General features: G+C 73.5%; 21 protein-coding genes. 14 read left to right on the forward strand and 7 right to left on the reverse strand.

The features are described 5' to 3' along the window. Positions 1-268: 268 nt before the first annotated feature. Complete coding sequence (locus tag SSNG_RS26690) at positions 269-709, reverse strand: nuclear transport factor 2 family protein (RefSeq protein WP_042801988.1); 441 nt, start codon at positions 707-709, stop codon at positions 269-271. 107 nt (positions 710-816) lie between these two features. Between SSNG_RS26690 and SSNG_RS26695 the strand changes: the two genes are divergently transcribed. Both SSNG_RS26695 and SSNG_RS26700 read left to right on the forward strand, forming a co-directional pair. Continuing rightward, complete coding sequence (locus SSNG_RS26695; RefSeq protein WP_007267034.1) at positions 817-1,389, forward strand: PadR family transcriptional regulator; 573 nt, start codon at positions 817-819, stop codon at positions 1,387-1,389. Then, positions 1,376-2,146, forward strand: a complete 771-nt coding sequence (locus SSNG_RS26700; RefSeq protein WP_007267035.1) for an SGNH/GDSL hydrolase family protein — start codon at positions 1,376-1,378, stop codon at positions 2,144-2,146. Before SSNG_RS26695 ends, SSNG_RS26700 begins: the two co-directional genes overlap by 14 nt. A 40-nt stretch (positions 2,147-2,186) precedes the next feature. Here SSNG_RS26700 and SSNG_RS26705 read toward each other — a convergent pair whose 3' ends face one another. Then, positions 2,187-2,978, reverse strand: a complete 792-nt coding sequence (locus tag SSNG_RS26705; protein ID WP_007267036.1) for a VOC family protein — start codon at positions 2,976-2,978, stop codon at positions 2,187-2,189. A 176-nt stretch (positions 2,979-3,154) separates the two neighbouring features. Here SSNG_RS26705 and SSNG_RS26710 point away from each other — a divergent pair, with 176 nt between their 5' ends. Beyond that, positions 3,155-3,988 (forward strand): sulfurtransferase, encoded by an 834-nt coding sequence (locus SSNG_RS26710; protein WP_007267037.1) that lies wholly within the window; start codon positions 3,155-3,157, stop codon positions 3,986-3,988. A 45-nt stretch (positions 3,989-4,033) separates the two neighbouring features. Here the strand turns inward: SSNG_RS26710 and sepH are convergent, their stop codons facing one another. Then, the gene (sepH, locus tag SSNG_RS26715) at positions 4,034-5,065 is read right to left on the reverse strand and encodes a septation protein SepH (RefSeq protein WP_042804146.1); all 1,032 of its coding nucleotides are present in this window, start codon (positions 5,063-5,065) and stop codon (positions 4,034-4,036) included. A gap of 532 nt (positions 5,066-5,597) precedes the next feature. Here sepH and SSNG_RS26720 point away from each other — a divergent pair. Continuing rightward, on the forward strand, positions 5,598-6,428 hold the full coding sequence (locus SSNG_RS26720; protein WP_206731336.1) for a hypothetical protein: 831 nt from the start codon (positions 5,598-5,600) through the stop codon (positions 6,426-6,428). Between the two features lie 7 nt (positions 6,429-6,435). On the opposite strand, the gene SSNG_RS26725 is transcribed toward SSNG_RS26720, so the two are convergent. After that, positions 6,436-7,770 (reverse strand): D-arabinono-1,4-lactone oxidase, encoded by a 1,335-nt coding sequence (locus tag SSNG_RS26725; RefSeq protein WP_007267041.1) that lies wholly within the window; start codon positions 7,768-7,770, stop codon positions 6,436-6,438. Further along, positions 7,715-8,977 carry an MFS transporter gene (locus SSNG_RS26730; RefSeq protein ID WP_007267042.1) on the reverse strand — a complete coding sequence of 421 codons (1,263 nt, stop codon included), beginning with the start codon at positions 8,975-8,977 and terminating at the stop codon, positions 7,715-7,717. Before SSNG_RS26730 ends, SSNG_RS26725 begins: the two co-directional genes overlap by 56 nt. 169 nt (positions 8,978-9,146) lie before the next feature. Between SSNG_RS26730 and SSNG_RS26735 the strand changes: the two genes are divergently transcribed. Both SSNG_RS26735 and SSNG_RS26740 read left to right on the forward strand, forming a co-directional pair. Next, positions 9,147-10,313: a ferrochelatase gene (locus tag SSNG_RS26735; protein ID WP_042801990.1), complete on the forward strand. Its 1,167-nt coding sequence runs from the start codon at positions 9,147-9,149 to the stop codon at positions 10,311-10,313. Positions 10,314-10,324: 11 nt separating this feature from the next. Further along, positions 10,325-11,125 carry an inositol monophosphatase family protein gene (locus SSNG_RS26740; RefSeq protein WP_042804151.1) on the forward strand — a complete coding sequence of 267 codons (801 nt, stop codon included), beginning with the start codon at positions 10,325-10,327 and terminating at the stop codon, positions 11,123-11,125. A gap of 97 nt (positions 11,126-11,222) precedes the next feature. On the opposite strand, the gene SSNG_RS42345 is transcribed toward SSNG_RS26740, so the two are convergent. Continuing rightward, positions 11,223-11,390 (reverse strand): hypothetical protein, encoded by a 168-nt coding sequence (locus SSNG_RS42345; protein WP_164720975.1) that lies wholly within the window; start codon positions 11,388-11,390, stop codon positions 11,223-11,225. A 284-nt stretch (positions 11,391-11,674) separates the two neighbouring features. On the opposite strand from SSNG_RS42345, the gene SSNG_RS26745 reads away from it, so the two are divergent. From SSNG_RS26745 to SSNG_RS26760, 4 genes are all read left to right on the forward strand, one after another. Continuing rightward, the gene (locus SSNG_RS26745) at positions 11,675-12,328 is read left to right on the forward strand and encodes a response regulator transcription factor (protein ID WP_007267046.1); all 654 of its coding nucleotides are present in this window, start codon (positions 11,675-11,677) and stop codon (positions 12,326-12,328) included. Between the two features lie 4 nt (positions 12,329-12,332). Beyond that, on the forward strand, positions 12,333-13,577 hold the full coding sequence (locus tag SSNG_RS26750) for a HAMP domain-containing sensor histidine kinase (RefSeq protein ID WP_007267047.1): 1,245 nt from the start codon (positions 12,333-12,335) through the stop codon (positions 13,575-13,577). Positions 13,578-13,961: 384 nt separating this feature from the next. Beyond that, positions 13,962-14,258, forward strand: a complete 297-nt coding sequence (locus SSNG_RS26755; RefSeq protein ID WP_007267048.1) for a DUF4193 domain-containing protein — start codon at positions 13,962-13,964, stop codon at positions 14,256-14,258. 8 nt (positions 14,259-14,266) lie between these two features. After that, on the forward strand, positions 14,267-15,199 hold the full coding sequence (locus tag SSNG_RS26760; protein ID WP_050779738.1) for a hypothetical protein: 933 nt from the start codon (positions 14,267-14,269) through the stop codon (positions 15,197-15,199). 11 nt (positions 15,200-15,210) lie between these two features. On the opposite strand, the gene SSNG_RS26765 is transcribed toward SSNG_RS26760, so the two are convergent. Beyond that, positions 15,211-15,681 (reverse strand): DUF3093 domain-containing protein, encoded by a 471-nt coding sequence (locus SSNG_RS26765; RefSeq protein ID WP_007267050.1) that lies wholly within the window; start codon positions 15,679-15,681, stop codon positions 15,211-15,213. 58 nt (positions 15,682-15,739) lie between these two features. Here SSNG_RS26765 and SSNG_RS26770 point away from each other — a divergent pair, with 58 nt between their 5' ends. The 4 genes from SSNG_RS26770 to SSNG_RS38730 form a co-directional block, all read left to right on the forward strand. Next, positions 15,740-16,324 (forward strand): PaaI family thioesterase, encoded by a 585-nt coding sequence (locus SSNG_RS26770; protein ID WP_007267051.1) that lies wholly within the window; start codon positions 15,740-15,742, stop codon positions 16,322-16,324. Continuing rightward, complete coding sequence (gene dut / locus SSNG_RS26775) at positions 16,324-16,860, forward strand: dUTP diphosphatase (RefSeq protein ID WP_007267052.1); 537 nt, start codon at positions 16,324-16,326, stop codon at positions 16,858-16,860. The genes SSNG_RS26770 and dut overlap by 1 nt, the downstream gene beginning before the upstream one ends. Before the next feature lies 1 nt (position 16,861). Beyond that, positions 16,862-17,638: a DUF3710 domain-containing protein gene (locus tag SSNG_RS26780; RefSeq protein ID WP_007267053.1), complete on the forward strand. Its 777-nt coding sequence runs from the start codon at positions 16,862-16,864 to the stop codon at positions 17,636-17,638. Between the two features lie 171 nt (positions 17,639-17,809). Continuing rightward, positions 17,810-19,353, forward strand: a 1,544-nt coding sequence (locus tag SSNG_RS38730) for a DUF4118 domain-containing protein (protein ID WP_007267054.1), incomplete at its 3' end; no start/stop codon positions are given.

Genomic DNA, 19,353 nt, shown 5'->3' on the forward strand with positions numbered 1-19,353 from the left:
CGGTGCGCCCCCGGAAGCCCTTCCACAGTACTCGTGGGACTCCCCGGGGCGGTGCGTAGCCGCGTGGGCGCGGTCCGTCAGGTGCGCAGACGCCCGGCCCATCCTCGTACCGGCGCGGGACGCTCCCGGGGGCGACACGCCGGTCAGTGCGGCGGGCCGGCGATGGCGGCGAGGGCGGCGACGTGCCGGTGAGCCGCCGGCTCCGCTGCCGCGCACCGGCTTCGACGCGTGCGATCAACGGCCTCCGGGCCACGGCCGTGAGCCTACGTCAGGCCTCCGGGGCGAGGCCGTCGGCGATCAGGCCGGTCAGGACCGCCTGGCCCAGGGCCTGGACGGCGGACTGGGGGCGGACCATCACCGTGAACTCCTTGACCCGGCCCGCGTCGTCGAACTGGAGCTGGTCGATGCCGTGGATCTGCTTGCCCGCGACCAGCGCGCGGAAGGGCAGGATCACCGTCGGGGCCTGCCCGTCACCGGAGGTGGTCTCGGCGCCGCCGTCCAGCCGGCCGAGGTAGCGGAGGTCCTCGAAGGTGCGCAGCAGTACGCCGAAGAGGCCGAGGACGGCGGCCTTGCCCTCGAACGGCTTGAACTTCACGGGGCTGTAGAGCCGGATGTCGTCGGTGAACAGCTCGTCCAGCGCGGCCAGATCGCCCTTCTCCACGGCGGCGCGGAAGCGTTCGGCGGTCCCCGCCGTGTCCACGGTCCCCATGTGGCTCCTCCTCCTGCCGGTGGTACCGGCGCTTACTCAAGAATGCGAGTAGTCATGTTTTTGAGTATGGTGCCGCTGCGGGCACGGAAAGGGAAGGGGGAGCGGCCATGGCATTGCGGCACGCGGTGCTGGCGGCGCTGCTCGACGGCGAGTACAGCGGCTACCAGCTGGCGAAGGCCTTCGACATCAGCGTCGCGAACTTCTGGCACGCCTCGCCCCAGCAGCTCTACGCCGAACTGGCGAGGCTGGAGGCGGACGGGCTGGTCGCGGGCCGGGAGGTGGTGCAGGAGTCCCGGCCGAACAAGCGGGTCTTCCGGGTCACCGACACCGGCCGCGCCGAACTGGAGCGGTTCGCCGGGGCGGCGTCCAAGCCCTCCTCGATCCGCGACGACCTCCTGGTGAAGGTCCAGAGCGCCGACCGCATCGGCACCGCCCCGGTCGTCGAGCAGCTCCTGGAACGGGCCGCCGCCGCCGAGGCCAAGATCGAAATGCTCCGCGGGCTGCTGCGGGACATGCGCGGCGAGCTGGGCGAGGAGGAGTTCCTGCTCCGCGGCGAGCGGATCGGCGGCTATCTGACCTGCCTGCGCGGGGTGGCCTTCGAGGAGGGCCACCGGGACTGGTGCCTGCGCACCGCGGACGTACTGGGCAAGAGGGAGGGGACCACCCGTGCGGAAGACTGAGTACCTGCGTTACGTCGCGCTCGGCGACAGCCAGACCGAGGGGCTGGGGGACGGCGACGACACCGTGGGCCTGCGCGGTTTCGCCGACCGCCTCGCCGGGCACCTCGCGGCCGCCGCCCCCGGGCTGCGGTACGCCAACCTCGCCGTCCGGGGCCGGCTCGCCGGACAGGTGCGCGCCGAACAGCTCGGGCCCGCCCTGGAGCTTCGGCCGGACCTCGCGACCGTCGTCGCCGGGGTCAACGACCTGCTCCGGCCGCGCTTCGACGCCGCCGAGGTGGCCGGGGAGCTGGAGGAGGTGTTCGCCGCGCTCACCGCCGCCGGAGTCAGGGTGGCCACCGTGACCTTCCCCGACGTGGCGCGCATCGCCCCCCTGGCGCGGCCCCTGAGCCCGCGCGTGCGCGAGCTCAACACCCGCATCCGCGCCGCGGCCGCCCGCCACGGGGTGGTGGTCGCCGAGACCGGCCGGGTGGCCGCGGCCACCGACCCGCGGATGTGGACCGCCGACCGGCTGCACGCCAGCCCCCTCGGCCACGCCCGGATCGCCGCCGCCCTGGCCGAAGCCCTGGAGCTGCCCGGCAGCGGCGGTACCTGGCGGGAGCCGCTGCCGCCCCGGCCGCCCCGTGCGCTCGTCGGGGCCGTAGCAGCCGAGGCGGCCTGGGTGACCGGTTTCCTCGGCCCCTGGCTCGGCCGCCGGCTGCGCGGCACCTCCTCCGGAGACGGCCGCACCGCGAAGCGCCCGCAGTTGCTGCCGCTCTAGTCTGACAATTCCCGCCGGGTCCGGCCCGCCCGGCGGCTCTTCAGCTCGCCGAGGGCGTCCGGACCAGGGCGAAGACCGCCCCCTCCGGGTCCGCGACCACGGCCAGCCGGCCCGTGATCCGCTCCCGGGGCGGGGTGACCACCCGGCCGCCCAGCTCGGTCACCCGGGCGGCGGCCGCGTCGGGGTCCGCCACCTCGAAGTACGTCATCCAGTGCGGCCCCCGGTCGTGCGGCAGCGACCGGCCGACGCCGTGGACGGCGGCGACGGGACGGCCGCCCAGGCTCAGCGTCAGGTAGTCGAAGTCGGACGGGACGTCCGGGTGCGGCTCGGCCTCGTGGCCGAAGACGTGCTCGTAGAACTTGCCCACCGTCGAGGACTCCTGGGTGAGCAGCTCGTTCCACACCGGGGTGCCCGCCGCCCCCGCCCGGCGGGGCGCGGGGTGCCCGTCCGCCTGCCAGATCCCGAAGATGGCCCCCAGCGGGTCGGAGCAGATCGCCATCCGTCCCGCCGCCCCCGCGTCGAGCGGGCCCACCGCGACCGTGCCACCGCAGGAGCGGATGGACTCGGCGGTGCAGTCCGCGTCGTCCGTGGCGAAGTACGGGGTCCACGCCACCGGAAGATGGCGGTCCGGCGGCATCTCGCCGATCCCGGCGACCTCCTGGCCGTCGAGGAAGGCCCGGACGCTCGGGCCGAACTGGGTGGGGCCGGGCTCGTACTCCCAGCCGAACAGGTCGGCGTAGAAGTCCTCCGTGCTCCCGAGGCCGTGCACCATCAGGCTCACCCAGCAGGGTGTGCCGGGCGTGCGCCGCGAAGCCCCTGATGCCTCCGTCATGTCAGCCGTCTCCCGCCGTCGTGTCCCTGTTCCCCGCAGATGCTCGCACTCCGCGGCACCCCGTGTGCCCCGACCGGCCGCGAGACCGGGGTGCGGAACAGAGATGTCCGAATCACTGCGCCCCGTCGATGTCGGGCTTGTTACACGGGTTCGAGGGCGGGGAGGAAGATGGGCCCATGACTGCGATTCTCTCGGCCTCCGAACTGCGGGGCGAGCTGGCCGGCGCCCGCCCGCCGGTACTCCTGGACGTCCGCTGGCAGCTGGGCGGCCCCGACCAGCGCCCCGCCTACGAAGCCGGGCACCTGCCCGGCGCCGTGTACGTCGACCTGGACCGCGAACTGGCAGGTCCGCCGGGGGCGGGCGGCCGCCACCCGCTCCCCGATCCGGAGGACTTCGGCGCCGCGATGCGCCGGGCCGGGGTGCGCGCGGACGGGCCGGTGGTCGTGTACGACGGCGGCCTCGGCTGGGCGGCCGCCCGCGCCTGGTGGCTGCTGCGCTGGACGAGCCACCGGAACGTACGGGTCCTGGACGGCGGCCTGGCCGCGTGGACGGCGGCGGGCGGCGCGCTCAGCACCGACGCGCCGACGCCCGTGGAGGGCGATTTCAAGCCAAACCCGGGGGCGTTCGGACTGCTGGAGGCCGACGACGCGGCCACACTGGCGCGTACGGGCCTCCTGCTGGACGCCCGGGCGGGCGAGCGCTACCGCGGCGAAGTCGAGCCGATCGACCGGGTCGGAGGGCACATCCCGGGCGCGGTGTCGGCCCCGACCACCGAGAACGTCGGCCCGGACGGGCGCTTCCTTTCGGCCGGGGAGCTGCGCGCCCGGTTCGCGGCGCTCGGTGCCGCGGGGGACACCGCGGCGGGCGTCTACTGCGGTTCCGGGGTCTCCGGGGCGCACGAGGTCCTCGCGCTGGAGGTGGCCGGCATTCCGGCCGGCCTGTACGCGGGCAGCTGGTCGCAGTGGTCCTCGGACCCGGAGCGGCCCGTGGCCACCGGCCCCAACCCCTGACGCGCACGCGGCCGGCGGCGCCCCCCTCGGGGGCGCCGCCGCGCGCTACTCCTGCTTCTTGCGCCGGGTCCCGAAGACGATCTCGTCCCAGCTGGGCACGGCCGCCCGGCGCCCCGGCCGGACCCCGTCGGCCTCGGCCTGCCGGTCGGTGGTGCCGGTCAGCCGCTCGCGGTGGCCCGCCACCGTACGCGGCATCAGCACGTCCGCGTACGCCGCGCCGGCACCCGCCGACGCCGCCGCGGCCGGGGGCTCCTCGGACTCCTGCTCCTCGGCGGGAGCCTCCGTACGGTCCGGCACCACCAGGTCGCCCCGGAAGCTCGGGACCGCCTCCAGGAGGCTGGTCAGCGTGTCCCGCTCCTCCTCCGGCTCGGGCGGGGGCGGCGGTGCGGGCCGGCTGTCGGGCCGTTCGATCTGCCGGTCCAGGGCGCGGTCCAGCGGCCGGTCCCGGGGCAGCCGGGCGATCCTCGGCACGAACGGGAAGCTCGGCTCCGGGGTGGAGGGCAGGTCGTCGGCCTCGCCGATCAGGGAGCGGGCCTCGTCGTCCACGGCGACGACCAGCCGGCGCGGCGGGTCGTACGACCAGCTCGCCGAGTGCGGTTCGCCCGCCACCCGGTAGACAAGCAGCACCTCCCAGGTGCCGTCGTCGCGGCGCCAGGAGTCCCACAGCACGGAGTCCTTGTCGGCCCCGCGCAGCGTGAGGCGCTCCTGTACGGCCTCGCCGAGCTGCGGTCCGGTGTTCTCGCCGGGCCGGCGCACGGGGGTCTTGCGGGCGCGCTCGGCCATGAAGGCGCGCTCGGCCAGCACCGGGCCCTCGAAGCGGCGTACCCGGTCGACCGGGATGCCGGCGAGCTGGGCGACCTCCTCCGCGGAGGCACCGGCCCGTATGCGGGCCTGGATGTCACGGGGGCGGAGGTGGCTCTCCACCTCGATCTCGATCTGGTTCAGGCGCGCGCGGTCATTGCGCACGGCAGCCCGCAGCCGCTCGTCGATCGGAAGCGTGTACTCCGTGCTGTCCGCAGCCTTGAGCACCAGTCGTGTTCCGTCATTCGAGACGGCCACGACACGCAGTTCGGGCATGGGGACCTCCCGGGTGGTGCCTGCCGACGTCACGTGCGTCGCTGCTTCCGCTAGTCGAGTGTGGCCTGCCCGGGTGCAGCCTGCCACAACCTTGCCGAGTTAAACCGGCGTGTCGGGCATGCGCCCTTGATCGACGTTATGGCACGGTTACCTGTTGGGCACGCACAGTGACCAAGTGGTTACTGTGCGCAGCAGGAACCCGTGCGATACCGCGGCATCACCGGTCTTGAGCGCCGCTTCTCCATCAGCCGGCCCCCTCTCCCGGGTCCGGACATCCGGAAGGAAGGACGGTCCCAGGGCTCGCCACAGTACTCCATTCGGGCCACCCGGGTGGACCGCCGCGCCGCCGAACTTGTCCCCGGCGGCGGGAGTTGGCCTGCCCGGAATCGGGTCGGCGTCCGGGTCCACCTGCGGACGCGGCCGTTTCGGGGTGTCCTGCTTCACAGAATCCGCAGAAACGGAACTTTCCATTTCGCTCAGTGGTCAGTAACTGCAGGAAGAGGAGAGGCGCGAGAGGCGGGACACGCAGCGGATGGCGATGGGTCAGAAGACGGCGGACACGGCGGACGCGGACGAACAGGGGCGCAGGAAGCTCGACCTGAGCGCGACCCAGGTCGCGGGCAGCTCCCTCGCCACCGTCGCGGCCGCCCTGCTCGCCTCGAAGATGGGCGTCTACGGGACCATCCTCGGCGCCGGCGTGGTCAGCGTGGTCGCCACCGCCGGCGGGCCCGTCATCCAGCACCTGTTCCGCCGCACCGGCGACCGGCTCCGCGGGAGCGCCCGCCCCAGGGCCCGTCAGGTCCCGCCGCCCGGCGGGGAGCCGGGCCCCGCGGTACCGGCGCCGGGGGAGTTCGGGGAGGCCACCGTGCACGGCACCCGCGTACGGGGCTGGAAGCGCACGGCGGCGGCCTCCGGGGCCGCCTTCGCCCTCGCCCTCGGCGGCCTCGGGACGTACGAGGCCCTCGCGGGCACCTCCGTCAGCAGCGACGGCCGCACCCTCCTGTCGGGCGGCTCCCGCACCGCCCCCGACCACAAGAGCGCCCCGCCCGAGCGGGACCGGGACGGGGGCGGCGCGGGCGGGACGGACCGGAAGGGGCGGTCCGGTGGCGAGGAGGGCCGGAGCGGCACGGAGGGGAAGGACGGGACGGCCGGCACGGACGGGAAGACCCCCGGATCCGGGACCTCCCCGAGCCCCTCCCGCTCGCACGGCGGCCGGGTCCCGTCCCCCGGCCCCACCCCCTCCGGGTCCGAGGGGCCGACGGAGCCCGCCCCGACCCCCTCGAAGCAGACCCCCGGTCCCGTCCCGACCCCGGGCTCCGGCGGGACGGGAGGCGTCCGTGAGCCGTCGCCCAGCGCCCCTTGAGCGGGGGTCAGTCCCCGAGGACCCGCCTCAGGTAGTCGTTGCCGAACAGCCGGTCCGGGTCCAGCCGGTCCCGCACCGCGGTGAACTCGGCGAAGCGCGGGTAGACCGCGGCGAGCTGCTCCGCGTCCCGGCTGTGCACCTTGCCCCAGTGCGGCCGGCCACCGTGGGCGGTGAAGATCCGCTCGGCCGCCGTGAAGTAGGCCTGGTACGGGGTGCCCCGGTACATGTGCACCGCGACGTACGCCGTCTCCCGCCCCGAGGTGGTGGACAGCGTGATGTCGTCGGCCGGGGCCGTGCGCACCTCCACCGGGAAGCTGATCCGCAGGCCGGAGCGGTCGACCGTGGCCTTGAGCTCCCGCAGCGCCTCCACCGCCCGCTCGCGCGGAAGGGCGTACTCCATCTCCACGAACCGCACCCGGCGCGGACTGGTGAACACCCTGTAGGGGATGTCCGTGTAGGTGCGCGCCGACAGGGCGCGGCTGGCGACGCGGGCGATGGAGGGGATGGTCGCCGGGACGGCGCGGCCCAGGGAGTTGACGGCCTGGAAGAGGCCGTTGGAGAGCAGTTCGTCCTCGATCCAGGCGCTGACCGCGCCGGGCGGGGCGGCGGGGCCCTGGCTGCGGTTGTTGCGCTTGGTGTTGCAGTTGCCGGTGTGCGGGAACCAGTAGAACTCGAAGTGCTCGTTCTCCGCGACGTGCTGGTCGAACTCGGCGGTCACCCGGTCGAAGCGCATGGGCTCCTCGCGGGCGGTCAGGAGGAAGAGCGGCTCCACCGCGAAGGTGATCGAGGTGACGACGCCCAGGGCGCCGATGCCGACCCGGGCCGCCGCGAAGACCTCGGGGTTCTCCTTCTCCGAGCAGGTCATCAGCCGCCCGTCCGCCGTGACCAGTTCCAGCGCGCGGATCTGGGCGGAGATGGAGGCCGAGTCGCGGCCGGTGCCGTGCGTGCCGGTGCCGGTGGCGCCGGAGACCGTCTGCTCCATGATGTCGCCCATGTTGGTGAGCGAGAGGCCCTGCCGGGCCAGGTCCCGGTTCAGGTCCTTGAGGGCGGTGCCCGCCGCCACGGTGACGGTGCCGGCCGTCCGGTCGACCGCCAGGATCCCGCTGAGCGCCTGCGGCCGTACGAGGACCCCGTCGGTCGCCGCCGCCGCGGTGAAGGAGTGGCCGGTGCCGACCGCCTTCACCCGCAGCCCTTCCTCGGCGGCCCGGCGGACCACCTCCTGGAGCTCCCCGACCGAGGCCGGAGTCACCACGCGCGCGGGCGTGGCGCGGACGTTGCCCGCCCAGTTACGCCACGTGCCCGGAGCGTTCTTCGCTGCTGCTGCTGTCCCCGACGTCGCCATCGCTGGCAGGCTCCTCCCCTTGCGCCGGCCTCGTCAGCCGGCGGTAACCCGCGAACGCCACCGCCGCCGCGGCCACTCCCGAGGAGATCGAGACCACGTACCCGCGCTGGGCCCCGGCCGCGTCGATGACCAGACCGGTCACCGAGGAGCCGACCGCCACCCCGACCGCCAGGCCGGTGCTGATCCAGGTCATGCCCTCGGTGAGCTTCGCGCGTGGTACGTGCGCTTCGATCAGGGCCATCGTGGTGATCATCGTGGGAGCGATGGCGAGGCCCGAGACGAAGAGCGCCACGGCCAGAAACGGAAGGTTCCCGGCCAGTAGGAGGGGGATCATACTCACGGCCATCGCACATATGCCCAGTACCCAGCGGCGTTCGGCCCTGCCCTTCAGGTGCAGCAGGCCGAAGACGATTCCGGCGATACAGGACCCCGCCGCCCAGATCGCCAGGATGAAGCTGGCGGAGGACTTGCTGCCCTGTTCCTCGGCGAAGGCCAGGGTGGACACGTCGATGGAGCCGAAGATCGCGCCGGTCGCCACGAAGGTGGCCGTCAGCACCTGGAGGCCGGGGGAGCGCAGGGCCGAGGCGCGGTCGGCGTCGGGGCTGCGGGGGTGCGGGGCCGGCTCGGTGGAGCGCTGGGCGGTGAGGAGCCAGACCCCGACGAGCAGGCAGCCGGCCGCGATGACCGGCCCGGCCTCGGGGAACCAGGTGGTGGACAGGCCGATGGCGAGGATCGGGCCGAAGATGAAGCACACCTCGTCGATCACGGACTCGAAGGAGTACGCGGTGTGCAGCTCGCGCGGGGATTCGCGGTAGAGCTCGGTCCAGCGGGCGCGGACCATGGAGCCGACGCTCGGCACGCAGCCGGCGACGGCGGCGAAGACGAAGAGGGTCCAGTCGGGCAGGCCGTTCGCGGCGGCCAGTACCAGGCCGGTGACGGAGGCCGTGGAGATCAGGGTCGCGGGGCGCAGGACCCGCCGCTGTCCGTACTGGTCCACCAGGCGGGAGACCAGGGGGCCGATGAACGCGGCGGCGAGGGCCAGGGTGCCGGTGAGGGCGCTCGCCATCGCGTAGCGGCCGGTCATCTCCGAGATCATCGTGAGGATGCCGACGCCGACCATGGATATCGGCAGCCGGCCTATGAGGCCGGCGGCGCTGAACCCCTTGGTGCCGGGGGCCGCGAAGATCGCGCGGTAGGGACTGGGCAAGGTCGCTCCGTAAGGGACGTCAGAGGCCCATACAGGTTACGACTGCCGACAAGGCGCCCGCACGGGGAAGAAATCAACGCTTCAACTTAGGCTCACCTTACCTACGCCGCGTCCGGGATGCGGACCGGCCGGTTCTCCCCGGTCGACCCCGAGTGGCAGGATTCGGGGCATGTCAGACCAGCTCCGTGCCCCCGACGTGCCCGCGGCCGAAGGCCTCGCCGCCCCCTACGACGCCCTGCTGCTGCTGTCCTTCGGCGGCCCCGAGGGACCCGACGACGTCGTGCCGTTCCTGGAGAACGTCACGCGCGGCCGGGGCATCCCCCGCGAGCGGCTGAAGGAGGTCGGGCAGCACTACTTCGGCTTCGGCGGGGTCAGCCCGATCAACGGGCAGAACCGCGAGCTGCTGGAGGCCCTGCGCAAGGACCTCGCCGAGCACGGGCTGGACCTGCCGGTCTACTGGGGCAACCGGAACTGGGCCCCGTACCTGACCGACGTGATGCGGGAGATGGTGCGCGACGGCCGGCGCCGCATCGCGGTCCTCGCCACCAGCGCGTACGCCTCGTACTCGGGCTGCCGCCAGTACCGCGAGAACCTCGCCGACGCCCTCGCCACCCTGGAGGAGGAGGGCCTGGAGCTGCCGCGCGTGGACAAGCTGCGGCACTACTTCAACCACCCCGGCTTCGTGCGGCCCATGATCGACGGGGTGCTGGCCTCGCTCGCGGCCCTGCCCGCCGAGGTCCGGGACGGGGCCCGGCTGGCCTTCACCACCCACTCCATCCCCGACTCCGCGGCCGACACCTCCGGCCCGGTCGAGGACCACACCGAGGGCGGCGCGGGCGGGGCCTACGTCAAGCAGCACCTCGACGTGGCCCGCGTCATCGCCGACGCCGTCGCGGCGGAGACCGGCACCGCGCACCCCTGGCAGCTCGTCTACCAGTCCCGCAGCGGCGCCCCGCACGTCCCATGGCTGGAGCCCGACATCTGCGACCACCTGGAGGCCCTGCACGCCGACGGCGCGCCGGCCGTGGTCATGGTGCCGATCGGCTTCGTCTCCGACCACATGGAGGTCCTGTACGACCTCGACACCGAGGCCAAGGCCAAGGCCGCCGAACTGGGCCTGCCGGCCGAGCGCTCCGCGACCGTCGGCGCCGACCCCCGCTTCGCCGCCGCGGTACGCGAACTCGTGCTGGAGCGCGCCGCCCGCGAGCGCGGGGAGCGCCCGCGGGAGTGCTGGGTGGGCACGCTGGGACAGAGCCACGACCTGTGCGCGGTGGGCTGCTGCCCCGCCCGCACGCCCCGGCCGGCCGCCGCCGGCACGGACAGCCCGTACGCGTAGGGGGAAGCGTGATCCCGCAGGACCTGAAGGCAGAGCTGCTGGACGTGGCCCTGGAGGCCGCCCGGCGGGCCGGGGCGCTGCTGCGCGACGGCCGGCCGGCCGATCTGGCGGTGGCCGCGACCAAGAGCAGCCCGATCGACGTGGTGACCGAGATGGACATCGCCGCGGAGAAGCTGATCACCGGCATCCTCGCCGAGCGCCGGCCCGCGGACGGGCTGCTGGGCGAGGAGGGCGCGGACAGCCCCGGCACGAGCGGCGTGCGCTGGGTCGTCGACCCGCTGGACGGCACCGTGAACTACCTCTACGGGCTCCCGAGCTGGGGCGTGTCCATCGCGGCCGAGTACCGCGGCGAGACCGTGGTGGGCGTCGTGGCGGCGCCGATGCGCGGGGAGACGTACCACGCGGTGCTGGGCGGCGGGGCCTGGTCGGGCACCGCCCGGCTGGCCTGCCGGGAGGACGCGCCGCTGGACCGGGCGCTGATCGCCACCGGCTTCGCGTACGTCCAGACCAGGCGGGCCCACCAGGCCGAGGTCGCGGCGCGGATCATCCCGGTGGTGCGGGACATCCGGCGCGGCGGTTCGGCGGCGCTCGACCTGTGCGACGTCGCCGCGGGCCGCCTCGACGGGTACTGGGAGCGCGGGCTGAACCCGTGGGACCTGGCGGCGGGCGAGCTGATCGCCCGCGAGGCGGGCGCCCTGACCGGAGGGCGGCCCACGGAGCCGGCCTCGGGGGAGCTGGCGCTGGCGGCCACCCCGGCGGTCTTCGCCCCGCTCCAGCTGCTCCTTGAGGAAGCCGGGGCCTGGCACGACTGACCGGGCGCGCCCGGGGCGGACGGCACCGGGCCCCGGCCGCCTCTCGGCGGCCGGGGCCCGGTGGGTGCGCTGTGAGCTCGGAGGTGCTGCCGTCGGGTCAGGCGGCGGAAACCGGTACGCCGTGTTCTGCGGCGAGCCGCTGGAGGTCTTCCAGTTCGGCCTGTTCCACATCCGCGAGGTAGTCGTCGCCCGTCTCACGGGCCTTGCTGAGGTCCGACTGCGTGGCCTTGATGCGCTGCAGGAGACCCGCGGTGAATGCGTCCATGGTGGGTGCGCCCCCTCTGCGTGGGTCGACGGCGGAGAGCACGGAGCAGTCCGCCGCTTCAGGGTGTGGATGGGGTGTGCTCCTCGTCCTCCCCGGCACCCTGGGCCCAGAAACCTCGTAAGGCGAGGGAATCCTCACTTCCACCGCGCCCACACGCCGTTTCCACGCCCTGCGCACGCCCGAGGAGGGCCCCAGGGGCGCCTTACAGCCGGTTTACGGCCGAAACCGGCAGGATGGAGGCGCAACACACGTGTGCCCTGAAGGGCTCGAAGGAAGGAAACGACGTGCGCGTACTCGTCGTCGAGGACGAGCAGCTGCTCGCCGATGCGGTGGCCACGGGCCTGCGCCGGGAGGCCATGGCCGTGGACGTCGTGTACGACGGCGCCGCGGCGCTGGAGCGCGTCGGGGTGAACGACTACGACGTGGTCGTGCTCGACCGGGACCTTCCGCTGGTGCACGGCGACGACGTCTGCCGGAAGATCATCGAGCTGGGCATGCCCACGCGCGTGCTCATGCTCACCGCCTCCGGCGACGTCAGCGACCGCGTCGAGGGCCTGGAGCTCGGGGCCGACGACTACCTGCCCAAGCCCTTCGCCTTCACCGAGCTGACCGCCCGCGTGCGCGCCCTCGGGCGGCGCACCACCGTCGCGCTCCCGCCCGTGCTGGAGCGGGCCGGCATCAAGCTGGACCCGAACCGCCGCGAGGTGTTCCGGGAGGGCCGCGAGGTGCAGCTGGCGCCGAAGGAGTTCGCGGTGCTGGAGGTGCTCATGCGCAGCGAGGGGACCGTGGTCTCCGCCGAGCAGCTGCTGGAGAAGGCCTGGGACGAGAACACCGACCCGTTCACCAACGTGGTCCGGGTGACCGTCATGACCCTGCGCCGCAAGCTCGGGGAGCCGCCCGTCATCGTGACCGTGCCCGGCTCCGGCTACCGGATCTGATCCGGTGGCCCCGACCCCGGCGCCACCCGCGGCGCCACCGAAACCGACCTGGGACCCCGGCCAGCCCGAGGGTCCCTTCCCTTGGCTGCGGCCGACCATCCGGATAAGGCTCACGCTGCTGTACGGCGGCATGTTCCTGATCGCCGGGATCCTGCTGCTGTCGATCATCTACCTGCTGGCCGCCCAGGCCCTGAGGGAGGGCAACGCGCTCCCCTTCAAGATCGTCGGCGGTCAGAAGGTCGAGGTCTCCAGCACCACCTGCTCCGGCGTCGGCATCGACCAGTCGATCGACCAGTTCAACGCCGCGATCGCGCAGTGCATCCTCGACCAGCGCAAGCACGCCCTGGACGACCTGCTCAGCCGGTCGCTGATGGCCCTGCTGGGCCTCAGCGTCATCGCCTTCGCCTTCGGCTACGCGATGGCCGGCCGGGTGCTCTCGCCGCTGGGCAAGATCACCCGCACCGCCCGCCGGGTGGTGGGCTCCGACCTGACCCGGCGGATCGAGCTGGACGGCCCGGACGACGAGCTGAAGGAGCTCGCCGACACCTTCGACGAGATGCTCGACCGCCTGGAGCGGGCCTTCACCGCCCAGCAGCGCTTCGTGGCCAACGCCTCGCACGAGCTGCGGACCCCCCTGGCGATCAACCGGACGCTGCTGGAGGTCCACCTCTCGGACCCCGGAGCGCCGGTGGAGCTCCAGCAGCTCGGCAGGACGCTGCTGGCCACCAACGAGCGCAGCGAACAGCTGGTCGAGGGCCTGCTGCTGCTGGCCCGCAGCGAGAACCAGATCGTCGAGCGCAAACCGGTCGACCTCGCCGAGGTGGCCTCCCGCGCCATCGACCAGGCCCGGGGCGAGGCCCTCGCCAAGGGCGTGGAGATCCGCGGCGAGCGGGCGCTGGCCGTGATCCAGGGCAACGGCGTCCTGCTGGAGCGGATCGCCCTCAACCTGGTGCAGAACGCCGTCCGGTACAACGTGCCGGAGGGCGGCTGGGTGGAGGTCACGACCGAGGCGCAGCACGGTCAGGCGGTGCTCGTCGTCTCGAACACGGGTCCCGTGGTTCCCGCGTACGAGGTGGACAGCCTCTTCGAGCCCTTCAGACGGCTGCGTACCGAGCGAACGGGCAGCGACAAGGGTGTGGGGCTCGGCCTGTCGATCGCGCGCTCCGTGGCGCGCGCACACGGCGGCCGCATCCTCGCGACGCCCCGCGAGGGCGGTGGCCTCGTGATGCGTGTCACGTTGCCCCTTTGATCCGCCCGGATCCTGTTCGCCGTCAGCGGAATCCGGTGGCGTCCGCGGCGGGCCCATCCTGTGTGATCGATCACAGTGTCGAGTGTCGGGTCATGCGCGTTCTGTGACCCCAAGGCGGCCGGAAAGCCCGGGAAGTCCGGGTTTCCGGCCCCCCGGATGGCGGGAAATACACGGGGTGGCGTTCGTGCAAGGCGGCCCCCCGACCGTGTACGGTCCGCTCGACATCCCGGCCACGGAGTCCTTCGGGTACGCGGCTGGGTGTCGATTGAGTAACAGACCTTGATGTGAGGCAAAATCTCCGCCTCAGGTCGGGCACAAGTCCGGCCTCTCGCGCGTTACGTGCGCTGAGACACCGCTAAATCCCAGAGGGGGAGAGCGAAAAAAATGGCAACGGACTACGACACCCCACGCAAGACCGACGACGACGTCGACAACGACAGCATCGAAGAGCTCAAGGCTCGGCGCAGTGACAAGGTCACGTCCAGCGTCGACATCGAGGACTTCGACGGCGCCGAGAGCCTGGAGCTCCCGGGTGCCGACCTCTCCAACGAGGAGCTGGCCGTCCGGGTGCTGCCCAAGCAGGCCGACGAGTTCACCTGCATGAGCTGCTTCCTGGTGCACCACCGCAGCCAGCTGGCGCGCGAGAAGAACGGCCAGCCGATCTGCCGCGACTGCGACTGAGGACGGCCGTGACCGGCTCGACGCCCTTTCGGAAGCGACGCTTCCGGAAATCTGCCGATCCGGAGGCGCAGGTTCGCGCGGTGACCACGGGCCCGGAAACGGGCCCCGCGGACGCCGGCGGCCAGGCCTTCGGGACGACTGTGCTGCCGTCCGACACCGCCGCGGCGGTGCCGTCGGCCGCGATGGCGGACGAGGAGCCCCGGGGCAGGCCGGGGACGCGTCGGATGCAAGCCGTCAAGAACGGTGTGCGCAAGGGCGGCGAGAGCGCCAAGGCCGCCGCCCTGTACATCACCGACCTGATCATCGAGAACGCCCCGCGCGTTCCCGTGCGGGACCTCGCGACCCTGCGGGCGCAGTTCCCGGACCTCGGTCCCGACCAACTGGCCGACAAGCTGATCGCCGGGGCCGCCAACGCCACCTCGACCGTGGGCGCCGGCATCGGCGCCGCGGCCATGCTGCCGGTCCCGCCCGCGATGCCGGCGGAGCTGGCCGCGGAGATCACCGGGGTCGCCGCGATCGAGCTGAAGCTCATCGCCGAGCTGCACGAGGTCTACGGGCAGCGCCCGCCGGGCGGCCTCAAGGACCGCAGCCTCGCCTACCTGACCTCCTGGACCCAGGAGCGCGGTATCGACCTGACCAAGCCCACCACGCTGAACGCGGCGCTCGGCGGTCAGATGAAGCGCGAACTCCGCCAGCAGATCATGAAGCGGATGGTCCGCAACCTGCCGAACCTCATGCCGTTCATGGTCGGCGCCGCCGTCGGAGCCGTCCTGAACCGCCGGGACACCAGGAAACTCGCCGAGAAGGTCCGTGGGGACCTGCGCGGCCGCGCCGTGCCGTGGGACGCCCTCCCCGCCCTCCCGCCCCTGGAACGCCCCTCCGGGCCCCTTCCCGAGGCCACCAGGGCCGCTCTGGAGGGGCGCCGCCCGGACGGGGGCTGAGCCCCGCCGGATCAGGCCTGCGGTGCGGCGGCCTTCGCCGCGCGGACGGCCGCCGCGAGGGCCTGCGGCTCGCGCGTGGAGAGGTACACGTACGGGGTCGGGTCCGCCGGGTCGGTGACCTCGATCCGGACCGCCGTGGGGACGTAGCTGCGCATCAGCATGAAGGCCCGGGTGTCGGCCTTGTACGTGCGCCAGGCGCGCGCCTCCTCCGCCTCCAGCACCTCCGGCTCGCCCAGGGCCGTCACCGGGATCCGGGCGTCGCCGGCCGCGAGCGCGCCGTTCACCACGCGCACGCGCGCGGAGCCGTACGAACTCACCAGCATCCCCGTCAGCGCCGCGCCGCCGACCAGCCCCGCCAGCAGCGGCAGGGTGCCGAGCGGCAGCAGCATCAGGGCGCACGCCAGGCCGGTCAGGGCCGCTATGCCCCACCAGGAGCGGGGCGCGGAGAGTCGTTCGTCGTGGTGCGCGGGGGAGGACTGCATGGGACCTAGCCTCCCACGGGGCGACCGGCGGGTAGCCGCGCGGGTAAGGTCAGCGCCTGTGAGTGGACGAAACACGGCGTTGACGCCCCCGGCCGATGCCTCCGCACCGGTCCGGCACCCCGATGCCCCGGCGCCCGGGGAGCTCCTCGGCGCGCACTACGAACACTGTTTCGGGTGCGGCGGGGGCCAGCCGCACGGGCTCCACCTGGAGGCGCGGGCGGGCGAGGGCGTACGCGTCACGGCCGAGTTCACCGTCCGGCCCGCTCACCAGGGCGCACCCGGTCTCGCGCACGGCGGCGTCCTGGCCACCGCGCTCGACGAGACGCTGGGCTCCCTGAACTGGCTGCTGCGCGTCATCGCGGTGACCGGCCGGCTGGAGACCGACTTCGTGCGGCCCGTGCCCGTGGGCACCGTGCTGTACCTGGAGGCCGAGGTCACCGCCGTCGCCGGCCGGAAGATCTACTCCACCGCCGTGGGCCGGATAGGCGGGCCGGACGGCCCCGTCGCCGTCCGCGCGGACGCGCTCTTCATCGAGGTGAAGGTCGACCACTTCATCGACAACGGTCGGCCCGAGGAGATCCGGGCGGCGATGTCCGACCCGGACCAGGTCAGGCGCGCACGCGCCTTCGAGGTGAACCCCTGATGTCCCAGAACACCCATGCGCCCGTCGACGTGCTGATCCGCCGCGTCGACCCCGAGGTGCCCATTCCCGCCTACGGCCACCCCGGCGACGCCGGCTGCGACCTGGTGACCACGGTGGCCGCCGAGCTGGAGCCCGGGGAGAGGGCCGTCCTGCCCACCGGGGTCTCCATCGCCCTGCCGGACGGGTACGCGGCCTTCGTGCACCCGCGGTCGGGCCTGGCGGCCCGCTGCGGGCTCGCGCTCGTGAATGCCCCGGGGACGGTGGATGCCGGGTACCGTGGGGAGATCAAGGTGATCGTGGTCAATCTCGACCCGCGCGAGAGCGTCCGGTTCGAGCGATTCGACCGCATTGCCCAGCTGGTTGTCCAGCGGGTCGAGAAGGTGCGCTTCCACGAGGTGGCGGAGCTTCCCGGCTCGGCCCGGGCCGACGGGGGGTTCGGCTCCACCGGCGGCCATGCGGCCGTGGCCGGATCCGGGGCTGGTCAGCAGGGTGGGAATGGCTACGCTTCGGTCGTATCCGACCGGGAAGGACAGTGACGTGTTCGGACGTCGCAAGAAGAACGACTCCGCCCATGACGGCGGCGCGGCCGAGCAGGTCGTGAACGGCGTGGCTGCCGACGAGCAGGCCGGCGACGACTCCGCCGCGCCCCGCAGGCTCAACCTGCCCCCCGCCCCGCGGCCCGACGGCCCGTGGGACGTCTCCGAGGTGCTCGGCAACCCGGCCGACGGCCGGGTCGACCTGGGCGGCATCCTCGTGCCCGGCGTCGAGGGCATGGAGCTGCGCGTCGAGGTCGCGGGTGACGCGATCGTGGCCGCCACGGTCGTCCTGAACGACAGCGCCGTGCAGCTGCAGGCCTTCGCCGCCCCCAAGAAGGAGGGCATCTGGGGCGAGGTCCGCGACGAGATCGCCTCGGGCATCACCCAGCAGGGCGGCATCATCGACGAGGTCGACGGCCCGCTGGGCTGGGAGCTGCGCGCGCAGGTCCCCGTACCGCTGCCCGACGGCCAGACCGGCGCCCAGCTGGTGCGCTTCGTCGGCGTCGACGGCCCGCGCTGGTTCCTGCGCGGCGTCATCTCCGGCCAGGGTGCGGTGCGCCCCGAGTCGGCCGGCGTGCTGGAGCAGATCTTCCGGGAGACCGTCGTCGTCCGCGGCGACGGCCCGATGGCCCCGCGCGACCCGATCGTCCTGAAGCTGCCGAACGACGCCCAGATGGTGCCGGACGGCGTGCAGACGGCCGAGGAGCAGGAGGGCTCGCGCTTCTCCGGCGGCATGGGCCAGCTGGAGCGCGGCCCGGAGATCACCGAGGTCCGCTGATCCGGACCCCGCGAAGGGTTTCGTCCGGCCCGCGGGTCCCGTTCTCCCGGAAGGGGGGCGGGCCGGCGGGCCTTCGCGCGCCCGGGGCGCGTGCGTCAGGGATGCGTCAGGGATGTCCGGCGTACGTCCTTTCGGTGCGTGAACAGCGGGAACGTCCCCGAGAATGAGCGCATGGGACGCGGAAGGCTAAGGATCCATCTCGGCGCGGCACCCGGAGTGGGCAAGACGTACGCCATGCTCTCGGAGGGCCACCGCCGGGTGGAGCGCGGCACCGACTGCGTCGTCGGCTTCGTCGAGCACCACGGGCGGCCGCGCACCGAGGTGATGCTGCACGGCCTCGAACAGGTGCCCAGGCGGGAGCTCTCGTACCGGGGGGCCGCCTTCACCGAGATGGACGTGGACGCGCTGCTGGCCCGGCGCCCCGCCGTGGCCCTGGTCGACGAGCTCGCGCACACCAACGTCCCCGGCTCGCGCAACGCGAAGCGGTGGCAGGACGTGGAGGAGCTGCTGCGCGCCGGGATCGACGTGGTGACCACCGTCAACATCCAGCACCTGGAGTCCCTCGGGGACGTGGTGGAGAAGATCACCGGGGTGCGCCAGCGCGAGACCGTGCCGGACGAGGTGGTGCGGCGGGCCGACCAGATAGAGCTGGTCGACATGTCCCCGCAGGCGCTGCGCCGGCGCATGGCGCACGGCAACATCTACAAGCCGGACAAGGTCGACGCGGCCCTGTCGAACTACTTCCGGCCGGGCAACCTGACCGCGCTGCGCGAGCTCGCGCTGCTGTGGGTCGCCGACCGGGCCGACGAGTACCTCCAGCAGTACCGGGGCGACCACGGCATCCGCTCGGCCTGGCAGGCCCGTGAGCGGATCGTGGTGGGCCTCACCGGCGGCCCCGAGGGCCGCACCCTCATCCGCAGGGCCGCCCGGATGGCGGCCAAGGGCTCCGGCAGCGAGGTCCTCGCCGTCTACATCGCCCGCAGCGACGGGCTGACCTCGGCCTCGCCCAAGGAGCTCGCGGTGCAGCGGACCCTGGTCGAGGACCTTGGCGGAACGTTTCACCATGTGATCGGCGACAACGTCCCCGAGTCCCTCCTCGCCTTCGCCCGCGGCGTCGACGCCACCCAGATCGTGCTGGGCTCCAGCCGCCGCAAGGCCTGGCAGTACATCCTGGGGCCCGGGGTCGGCGCCACCGTCGCCCGCGACTCCGGGCCCGACCTCGACGTGCACATCGTCACCCACGAGGAGGTGGCCCGGGGGCGGGGGCTGCCCGTGGCCCGCTCCGCGGCCCGGCTCGGCCGGCCCCGGATCGCGGCCGGCTGGGTGGTCGGCGTGGTCTTCCCCGTGCTGCTGTGCGCGCTGCTGACCAACATCGACGCCGATCCCGGCCTCGCCAACGACATGCTGCTCTTCCTGGCGCTGACGGTCGCGGCCGCCCTGCTGGGCGGGCTCTGGCCGGCGCTGGCCTCGGCGGCCTTCGGGTCGCTGCTGCTGAACTACTTCTTCGCGCCGCCGGTGCACCGGTTCACCGTCTCCGACCCCCGGAACATCATGGCCATCGCCGTGTTCTTCGGGGTGGCCGTCTCGGTGGCCTCCGTGGTGGACCTCGCCGCCCGGCGCACCCACCAGGCCGCCCGGCTGCGGGCCGAGTCCGAGATCCTGTCCACCCTGGCCGGGAGCGTGCTGCGCGGCGAGACCGCCCTGGACGCGCTGCT

Source organism: Streptomyces sp. C (assembly GCF_000158895.1).
GTDB lineage: Bacteria > Actinomycetota > Actinomycetes > Streptomycetales > Streptomycetaceae > Streptomyces > Streptomyces racemochromogenes.

Excerpts from the sequence above, each read along its gene's own strand:
- dut (WP_007267052.1), top strand. The coding sequence starts at position 16,324 with ATGTCCCAGAACACCCATGCGCCCGTCGACGTGCTGATCCGCCGCGTC.
- SSNG_RS26735 (WP_042801990.1), top strand. The coding sequence starts at position 9,147 with ATGTCAGACCAGCTCCGTGCCCCCGACGTGCCCGCGGCCGAAGGCCTC.
- SSNG_RS26725 (WP_007267041.1), bottom strand. The coding sequence starts at position 7,770 with ATGGCGACGTCGGGGACAGCAGCAGCAGCGAAGAACGCTCCGGGCACG.
- SSNG_RS26690 (WP_042801988.1), bottom strand. The coding sequence starts at position 709 with ATGGGGACCGTGGACACGGCGGGGACCGCCGAACGCTTCCGCGCCGCC.
- SSNG_RS26710 (WP_007267037.1), top strand. The coding sequence starts at position 3,155 with ATGACTGCGATTCTCTCGGCCTCCGAACTGCGGGGCGAGCTGGCCGGC.
- SSNG_RS26695 (WP_007267034.1), top strand. The coding sequence starts at position 817 with ATGGCATTGCGGCACGCGGTGCTGGCGGCGCTGCTCGACGGCGAGTAC.
- SSNG_RS42345 (WP_164720975.1), bottom strand. The coding sequence starts at position 11,390 with ATGGACGCATTCACCGCGGGTCTCCTGCAGCGCATCAAGGCCACGCAG.
- SSNG_RS26720 (WP_206731336.1), top strand. The coding sequence starts at position 5,598 with ATGGCGATGGGTCAGAAGACGGCGGACACGGCGGACGCGGACGAACAG.
- SSNG_RS26755 (WP_007267048.1), top strand. The coding sequence starts at position 13,962 with ATGGCAACGGACTACGACACCCCACGCAAGACCGACGACGACGTCGAC.
- SSNG_RS26705 (WP_007267036.1), bottom strand. The coding sequence starts at position 2,978 with ATGACGGAGGCATCAGGGGCTTCGCGGCGCACGCCCGGCACACCCTGC.
- SSNG_RS26765 (WP_007267050.1), bottom strand. The coding sequence starts at position 15,681 with ATGCAGTCCTCCCCCGCGCACCACGACGAACGACTCTCCGCGCCCCGC.
- sepH (WP_042804146.1), bottom strand. The coding sequence starts at position 5,065 with ATGCCCGAACTGCGTGTCGTGGCCGTCTCGAATGACGGAACACGACTG.